The 9,412-nt window shown below is 48.3% G+C and carries 1 protein-coding gene and 1 pseudogene; both read left to right on the top strand.

Going from position 1 to position 9,412, the window contains the following annotated elements; translation table 11 throughout:
• Nucleotides 1-560 precede the first annotated feature (560 nt).
• Nucleotides 561-8,174: a TcdA/TcdB pore-forming domain-containing protein gene (locus NXS07_RS17465; RefSeq protein WP_258087263.1), complete on the top strand. Its 7,614-nt coding sequence runs from the start codon at nt 561-563 to the stop codon at nt 8,172-8,174.
• Nucleotides 8,175-8,629: 455 nt separating this feature from the next.
• Nucleotides 8,630-9,133 (top strand): annotated as a pseudogene (locus NXS07_RS17460) (IS6 family transposase); the annotation flags it as partial.
• Nucleotides 9,134-9,412 lie beyond the last annotated feature (279 nt).

The following is a 9,412-nucleotide window of genomic DNA, read 5'->3' as shown; positions in this document are numbered from 1 at the left end:
TATTTATATTTATATTTATATTTATATTTATATTTATATAAATATAGGTTGTTTATGTAATATTTATTTTTTATTTGAAAAATATGATATATATTTTATTGCCTGCAAAAATCTGATTTTTTATGTTAAATATCAATAAATTAAAGGAGATAGATTATGTCTAAACTGCAAAAATAAATTAACGCTAACAAAACCAAAGTAATTAAATAAGATTTCATAATAGCGCTACATCTGTTTTTTTCATGCCCGGTTCCGCTATCCGAAAATGACGAAGATATCAAATGTTCCAAATAGCATACCGTCATATCGGAATTGGCAAAGGTCGTTATAAAGCCTTTGACGTCATATCCAGATAATAAAATAAACGAAAACAAATAGATAAAAACATCATTGCTATAAATCAACCACTTGATTTATATCTGTAATTATTGCTTAAATCGCAATTGATGTTGGTTATCATTTTGATGATAATTATCAATATAGTTACATATCTTTAGATATTCTGACTAATTTTCGCGACGCAAAGAGCTTCGCTCAAAAACAGACAAAGGATTACTGTAATGGTTTATATGTCGAAAGACTTCAAAAAATTGCTCAATACTCTGATCGATCGACAGATCGAGGTGGCTGGTCGTCAGACCGAGTGGTTCAACATGAATGCCAACGCGCGTGCCGACTATATCAGGCAGGTAAACGAACGACTGCAAGAAATGCAGCAGAGTACCCTGAGTGTGCTGGCTGCTCAGCATTTTCAGATGCAGGACAACCCTGTTTCTGTCGGCGACCAGTTGCAGACGCTACAGCAAAGACGGCAGCAGATGGACGGTAAATCTGACACGCCGGCGATTAAGGCCTACAAGCAGCAACTGGATCGCGACATCCGGTTATACAGCCGCCAGCAGGCGGCCATAACGCACTTTAACAGTTCTAGGAAAAAGGCCTTGGATATGCTCAGTCCCAGCGGTTCCAAGACCTTGAATGCGATGACTCTGAGGGAGGATGCGGCGGTCAAGCAGGCTAAGCTGGATACCGAGATCAAGAATCTGGAACAGCAACTGACTATACAGGTGACTGACTCCACGTTCAGCCCAAAATACGTGAGGCTGTTTTCCAAGCTGCAGGCCTACAAGGATGTCAAAGCCCGCTACATTGCCTTGCTCGAGACATCCTCTAAGGAAGAGACAAAAGAAGCTAAGGCTTTCAGCAAGCTGATCGAAGTGCCTCTGGCCTCTGATGATTTGCCGGTAAATGTTTCACTGTTAATGATGGAGGAACGTCCTGGCTACATCCGCATGAACGTCGCTCTGGTTAATGCCAGCCCCGATGGCCGCTTCAAGGACTTCTTCCTGAAGGACGGCAGGCTGGTCGTGCCTAAGGACGGGGTATTCAACTTTTCCTTTGGTACTCCAGCCCGCTCCCTGGCCTGGCAACAACAATACCGGCTTAAGAGTGAGCCGCCATCCTTTCGCTCTCCGACCTATGCACCAATTCGCTCGGTACTGGTCAAAATCGAATTCGTCGAGAAGTATTTCGCTAACTACCTGGTTTCGGAAAGCACCGAGCGCGAAGGCTTCAAGGAGCATTTTCTGGATAACGATCGCAAGATACTGTTGATCAGCGTTGACCGCAAGGTACCGAACCAAATTGGGATTAAGGTGTCCGGCCACACCCATGAGGTTCCATTGGCCGGCACCTTGAGTGACCTGATCAACCAGAATGCTGATATCACCAGCTTCCAGACTATCGGCTTGGAGGATTTTCGCCAGAACAGTTATGACCCGGATCGTGATGGGCTTTTCATCAATATCCATGAGCTGGAACGCTCGGTCGGTTTTGGCAATCGCCAGTACTTGCTGGAAATGCCACAGGGCAAAATCCCGAGCAAAACCTACCTGTCCGCAACGCCCTTTGGGGTGATGAGCGTTGACGGCGACAAAGTCAGCAGTGGTCACTTGAGTAAGGCACAGACCGCCGAATTGTATCAATACAACGCCGCATTTTTCGAGACGCTGGATCGATTGCGAGACGATGGTGCGAAGGCCAGTCGTTTGTTTGAAGGCAGTAGCGAACGCAAAGTGTTCGAGCAGCAACTGGTGCGTTTGCTCGAACGCAACCACATCACCCCCGCAGGGGTGTTGGAGTCGGAGTACACCGATAACAGAATGCGCGATATCAAGGGCAATAACCTGAACAAGGTGTTGTGGGAACAGGCGTTTGCCACTTCGGTCTGGGAAAACATCGATAATGACCCGCTACTGTCTAAACTGGCGAATAAACTGAATAGTCTAGTATTCTCCTCCACAACCGTGGACAAGGTCTTAAAAAATAGCTATGTGCAAAGTGACATCGCCCAAGTTAAGGGATTGCTGGCACTGCAGTACGAACAATGGCGCATTCGGGCCACCGAAGAAGAAACCCAGCGGATCAACCGCGCTAATGCAGAACAGCATCCAAACAACCCGAAAATACAGGTCTTCAATCAGACCGAGGTTGAGCGCTCGCTGGACAGAAAGCTACTCGCCTTGTTGTTGGTCGGCCCCGAGAACTTTGAGAGAACCGATGAGCAATTGTATCCGGCCGTTAAGGCAGCTCTGTTGAGCAATGAGGGCAGGAGCCTGCGCAAACAGGTCTTGTTCCATGTCTTGCGCCCGGTAGCCGATAGCTTTTCCAAGCTTGCAGTCCCGGTAAATCCCCATGCTGAGCTGATGTCGGAAAGAGGTGACAACAAGGTCATAATCAATAACCGGCTGAATCAGCCAGACCCGTTTCTGATCCTCAATACCAGCCCTGAGGAGCAGGTATATCACGATGGTTCGAACCTGATCAAGGACGATAAGTACCGCAGCTACAACCAATTCCGTCCGGATCCCGAGAATAAGGCTACACTCTACATGAATGATCTGGATACCCCGTTCGTAGGCGGAATTTCAGGGACCACCCAGACGGTCAGCAATGTCTTACCGGAATTGTTCGGTGACACGTTGAGCGTCAAGGAGTACTGGAACTTCCAGATGGCCAATGCGGCCTTCATGATCCGTAACGGCTATCACTCGTTCTTTGAAACCTTCTATGTCGCTGCGCGTTACGAACCGAAGAGTGCAGACAGTATCGGCAAGGGCATGTTACAGATGTTTGACGAGTACCGCGCTGAAGGCAGAGAGAAGGCGTTGCAGGGTGAACTGTATGACGGAGTGATGGCACGCGTCTTGCCGATCATCAATCAGGGCTTGCCAGAGGCTAAGAAGTTTCATTCACCGCGTTTTATGCCGACACTGCTGGATCAGGAGGAAGGTCGCTACCGTCATGAACCAGAGGGCATTGCTCCGTTCGATGAAAAACCTGTCAGTAACTGGGAAAAGCCTGTAGTTGAGGCTCACCATGAGGGTGGAATGTCCCGCTTTGATGGTCAGCTGATTATTCAGCTTGAAAACGATCCTGTAGTCAGGGAAGCGGCAGCAAAATTAGCGGGAAAACACACAGATTCGGTGCTGGTGCAGCTGGATGCCCAGAGTCAATACCAGGTGGTTCATGGTGACCTGACTATCCTGAAGGATAAAGAAAAAATCCGCTGGCAACTGGTTGGTCATAGCCGCGATGGTGGGGATAAACTTAATCACCAGACGCTAGCCAAACGTACTCCGGAAGCTCTGGCGTCACAACTCAGCCAGTTCTATACAGACTCCGGCGTTAAAGCGTCCCCTGAACATATCAGTATGGTAAGCTGTTCACTGGCTGGTGAAGACCAACAGGAAAGCTATGCGCTAAAGTTTGCTCAGTCGCTTGACCAGCGTATTCGTCCACTTTCTGTTAAGGCTTATACCACTCAAATTACTGTCAGCCCTGAAGGCCGGAAACAACTCATAGAAAACGGTAATAAAGCCGCGCTTGTTTTTAATCCGGAGAATAGTGTATGGGAGATAACCGTAACGCCAGGTAAATCAGTCCCTGCAGGGGGTATGGTTAACCCGCCACTGGGAAACAAAACGGCTCCGGTTCCAGACAATGTGCAGATTGACATCCGGCTGCTGGAAATGCTTAACCGTGCAGAGGATTTTCAGCAGGCCACGGAGCAGCTGTACAGTAAAAACGCACTGTCCGCAGAAGAATGGCTGCCAGTACTGGGCAGCCTCAGGGAGGGGGAGTCCCGGCCCGGAAGTTATTCTTTACAGTTTATTAATACGGCACGGTCTGAGCTTCCTCCCCAGACATTCACGACGGATGACCGACGTATTATTGATTTCATTCATTCTTATGATAAAGATCTCGAAACTGTCAGCAAAACTCACGCGTATTCCAAAGGGAAACTAACCCTGCGTACAGGTATCCCCGAAGCAGATGCTGTTCACGGACTGAATACCGCCTTTATAGTTAAGACTCTGATCCCTTGGTTTGCCGATAGAAACCGCACCACCGTAGCCAGTGATAAGGTGCCCAATACGTTAGAGACCGCACTGCGGGTGCACACTTATGTTAACCTGGCGCAGATGGCTCATGGTACGCTGGAGGACGGTGCTAAACTCGCCAGTTTGTACAGGGCGGTGGCCAGTGAAGGCCGGGGAGTGACCAGCAGCCTGTTTTCATCACTGTCCCATGTCAGCACTGGTGTCGGGGCGGGGTTAAATATCCTCAGTGTGGCACTGGATGGCATAGAACTGGCGCATGCGCAGAATGAATCCCAGAAGGCTGTTTATGGTACCCAACTGGCGTTTGACAGTGCTGGCCTGGTTACAACTGGCGTGGGTATTGGTGCCGGTATCCTCGGTGCCCCCATTGTTGCTGGTTTTGCCTCCTCGCTGGCGGTACCACTGGCTGGTTTGGGTATTGGTTTTACGGCTCTGGCCGAGGCGTTCGGCAGGGTAGCCAGTGATGCACAGGCGGTAGGCAATTATTTTGCCGATCTGGAAGCAGCTTATCAGCAGGGTGGATATCGGCAGACGGAAAAAGTGGCAGCAGATGGCAGCCGTTATACGGTGATGGAACCGATCCCCGGCGCAGTGATCCGCCAGCTCGATTTGCGCCATGGTCACCTGACTTTTGACAGCCAGTATCTCTATCGCAATGACCCGACTTACTCATGGGGCTCGGGTAGGAGTAATTACTTTTTCTGGTGGCCCGGCAGGGCGGCTGATACTGATAAAAAGCATGCAATTAATATCCGCGAAGGTATCGGTCACAAACAGGCACAGAGCAACTTCCATTTCCGTCCTAGAAGCAGCGACATACTGATCCTGCCAGTTACCATGAAGTCCTACATTAATTACGAATATATGATCCTGCCCTTCGTCACTGCCCGCAACGACCGGGGATTTGACGTTCTGCGCCGACTGGAAGAAGACGGACGATTCGACTTTGATTTTTATGCTTTTCCCGGAGAGCGCGTGGTACGCCGTATAAAGCCGGAATTTGTTGCGACGCCGATTGACATCATTCTGGACGATGAAGACCGGGATATTGTCATTCAGCAGTTGCCGGAGAAGGACTACGGGATCCTGTCCTATCAATTGACCGGCGGGAAGGGCAAATACCGTATCAGCTTGCAGGAGGGGGTTTCTCTGTCCTTACAGGGAAACACCGGTACCCACTGGATACTGGATGCCCGTCATATCGGCTCTAATGTTAACACCAGTTTCAGCAAAAAAGATAACAGACAACTACTGCATATCGGCAGTATAAAGATAACCCTGCCTGAAAAGTCGGATAATATTTCTCTGATAAATAATGCAGGGATATTTTCTGTCAAGCAGAACAAAGAGAATCAGTGGCAGATAACAGAGAGCGTAACGAATGCTATGCAGTTTAACAGCCTGCAGGCGTTGCATGATCATCTCAGGCAGTTAAGCAATTCTGAACATCACAACAGGCCATATTTAGTAGTGGAATACTACCAGCACTCACCGCAAAGCCGTCCTGTCGGCCGTGCATTCTATGAGACCGGTCGTGATCGTATGATTTACACCAACGTCCCTGACGCAGCAGATTTTCTCAGCTATGCAGAGCTGGCGAAAGTTGAAGGTAATAAGGCGTGGTTTTATCGGGATACTACGCTCTGGCAAGTGGATATTGTCAGTGGCGAAGTTCTGCGGCAATATCTGCCGATAAAATTTCCGGGGAGTGATCAGGAGAAAATCAGCAGCCATGTGATGCAGAGCAATGACCAGCTCTGGTTTGTGGTGGAACGGCAGCTGGATGAGGGCTATATCTCGTATACTTATCAGGTGGCAGAGGAAGCACTGAAACTGGTGGCAGTTGACGGGAATACGGTCATGTTGGCGGGCCTGGATAAAATCAGTGAAAAAAACTTTGTCGCGCTGCCTGTCCCCCTTGATTCCAGTGACGGTGAGTTTAATGGCCTTCTGGCACCACTGGCGGCGAATCAGTGGTTCACCGGCGATCTCTGTGCGCCGGAACGTCAGGTTAAAGGCAGCCCGGCGGAGGTGATCAGCCTTTCTGGGCGAGTAGCTGGTGTGGATAGACATTACTGGTTACAGACTGATGGAAAACAGCTGCGGAATGTGGTCAGAATGAACCGGATAAATCCGGATCAAGAGGATGCCAGCATCCTGGCTGAGCTGAAAAAGAAAAATTCGGATCTGCTGGCCCTGACGGCTGATTTTACCCGCGTTTTCACCACGACCGGTGATAAACCGGGTTATTATTTTTACAGCCATCAGCGACATAGTCTTTATTTTCAGCAGGATAATGGCCTGTCCGGCACTCCGGCCAGCAAAGTGGCTGTTGATGATATCAGATCCGTATCCATAGCGAACAAGCAGTTGGTTGCACTTTCCAGTAGGGGGATGCTGTGGCTGGCGGATGATCAGGGCAGTATCCGTCTGATCGGGGTGACGGCAGACTGGCTGCAGCAACCTCACCAGAATGGTCTGACAGCCGCATTGAGTCAGCTGGCGCGGGATAATCCAGATCGGTTCAGCACCCTGCTGCTGCTGGGGTTACAGGATAGCAACGGAAAACCAATCAGTGCCTGGTATGACAGTACGGCAGGTCGGGTGGTGCAGAGCGGAGTTGGTCTCATTACAGAACACACTCTGACCTATCTTGGTTTAGCGGAGGATGGCAGTCAGGCATGGATTTTTGACACCGATAACCATCAGTTATATCGTCAGCCCCTGTCTGCGGAGCCTGACCTTAAGTTGAGTGAAAAGCGGGTGCTCTCTGAGGAACCTGCCGCAGCGGAACCTTGGCTCCGGGCCAGCCATCAATACCGCAGTGCGGTTCGTCAGGGCAATACACTCCGGCTGGAAACCCCGGACGGCGCGGTCTTACTGCTGTCAGCTGATGCCAAGATGACAGACCGCCCGGTGCTGATTGCCTGGCATGTGCAGGGTCGCCCGGACAGTCAAATTGCCTCAGCCATTGTGGCGCTCAGGAATGAGGCTGAATTACCGCAAGCCGTTAGACTGTTTTCTGAGCGTGGTTATCCTGCTTGGTACCTGCCGGAGGAAGGGAAAACGCTTCGTTCCAGCATAGTTGACTCGAATCATGTTCTGCATTACTTGGGTCAGGTCGCCGGGCAGGAGGCCAGTTATGTCCATGACCAGACTACCGGAGAATTGTGGCAAGTCAGCGAAGAAAAATCCACCCTAGAGGGGAATTACTGTTTTGTTAACCGAACACCGGAGAGTCTGGTGTTGCAGGTGGGTCAGGTTCCTTTGGGGGAAAAAATCCGTCTGCCGCAACTGGCGGGCACTGATCGGCTGGCCATCACCGGACGTTCAAAAGAATTGTATTACTGGCTTTCCTCCCCTGAGGCGCTGACTCACTACCGGCATATCACGATAGATGATCGGGGTCAGGGTTCAGCCATCCGGTTTTCTGATACCTGCATAGCCAACCTGTCACTCTGGCGCAGTGGCCAAAATCTAGTGCTGCTTCATCAGGCATCAGAAGACACCAGTATATGCATTGTCAGTATTGAACAGGCGGCGCAGCGCTATATGAGGCTTGAAAGTACAGGAACTCCGGCGCTGAAGAAGATGAAGATAATTCACTTACTGAGAAAAATGGACAAACTGACGGTATTAAACCCCGATGTCAGCTGTTTCGAGCTGGTATCAGAGGAAGGTGAATTCAGGATAAAACCAGTTGAGCGTACAGAGAAGTTAGAGTCGTTTTCATCTATTCCGGCGCATTCAGTACTTATACCCCGGATGTAGCGCTCTACCGCAGTTGCGATAGAACTGGAGTTGGTGAAAAAGGCTCTAGGGCGCAGTGTTAATAAGCAACTGGTCGATCTAGTTGGCCAGTTGCACAAATTGGTTTTTGGGGTTTTAGGAACAACGGAACAGTAAACGCCGTTAAGCAGTCATTTTAAATAGCCATTTAATTATAAATCATTATGTTGGGGTTGTACGCTGGACAATGGTATTCGGTTAAGGAAACCATTAGGCTATGGATACTGATAACCCTGACAGGCAAATGAGTTTATATTACATTCTGAATAAGGTTTTTTGACTCGTGTGCAAAAGTAGATAAGTTATGACAGAAAAGAAAGAGAAGGATTGATACAAAACTGATCGTTTTATTTCTTATGAAAAAAAACACTTCCAGAGGTTCTGTCGCATTAACGGAACATCAGGTAAGCTCCCTATTTTTTAGCGAATCCAGAACGATGTCCCTGATCCGAAATGTGTTCAAACGCCTGCATTATCCTGTTGATATCATCGCTCAGTGCGTTCGCGGGTATCTGACCTACGCGCTAAGTCTGCGTAACTTGGAAGAAATGATGGCTGAGCGCGGGATTGCGGTTGATCATTCCACGCTTTCTCGTTGGGTTCATCGCTGGGTTCCGTTGATCGTTAAACGTTATCGGCGGGGCAGGCCCGAAGTTGAACGTCGGTGGCGAATGGATGAAACTTATATCAAAATCAAAGGACAATGGCGTTACCTCTACCGTGCTATAGACTCAGACGGTAATACGGTTGAATTTTTGCTGACAGCTCATCGGGATAAAAAAGCGGCATTGCGTTTCTTCAAAAAGGCGATGCGTCAACATGGACAACCTGACGGGGTAACTCTTGATAAAAGCGGTGCCAATAAAGCGGCGTTGGACGAAATGAACAAGGAAAAACTGAAAAATATCACAACAACTAACCATTCAATACATGACCTAATTTTTAAATAATTTAATTAAACTTGTTAATTTTTTTTGTGAAAATATTCACTTCAACCAAATTATGTTATATCTCCAACTTGATTGTTATTATTTTTTTCACTACTTTTATTTTTGATATGAAGTTTTCTGAGAGCATATCTTACTAGCTGTCATTTTGACAAAAATAAATGATCACCTGATTTATATAAATATTCAGTATGTATTATATATACGCAATTAACTTGAAGAGGCGGGTTTTAAAATCTGGAAGTTATCAGTCAACCGAGTGGTGAGCTCTTT

It is taken from the genome of Xenorhabdus bovienii (assembly GCF_024721015.1).
In the GTDB taxonomy this organism is placed as follows: domain Bacteria; phylum Pseudomonadota; class Gammaproteobacteria; order Enterobacterales; family Enterobacteriaceae; genus Xenorhabdus; species Xenorhabdus bovienii.
Note: the sequence above shows the minus strand (reverse complement) of the source record. Positions and strands in the feature narration are given on the sequence as shown.

Coding starts and splice junctions, on each gene's coding strand:
- NXS07_RS17465 (WP_258087263.1), top strand. CDS start 561: ATGGTTTATATGTCGAAAGACTTCAAAAAATTGCTCAATACTCTGATC.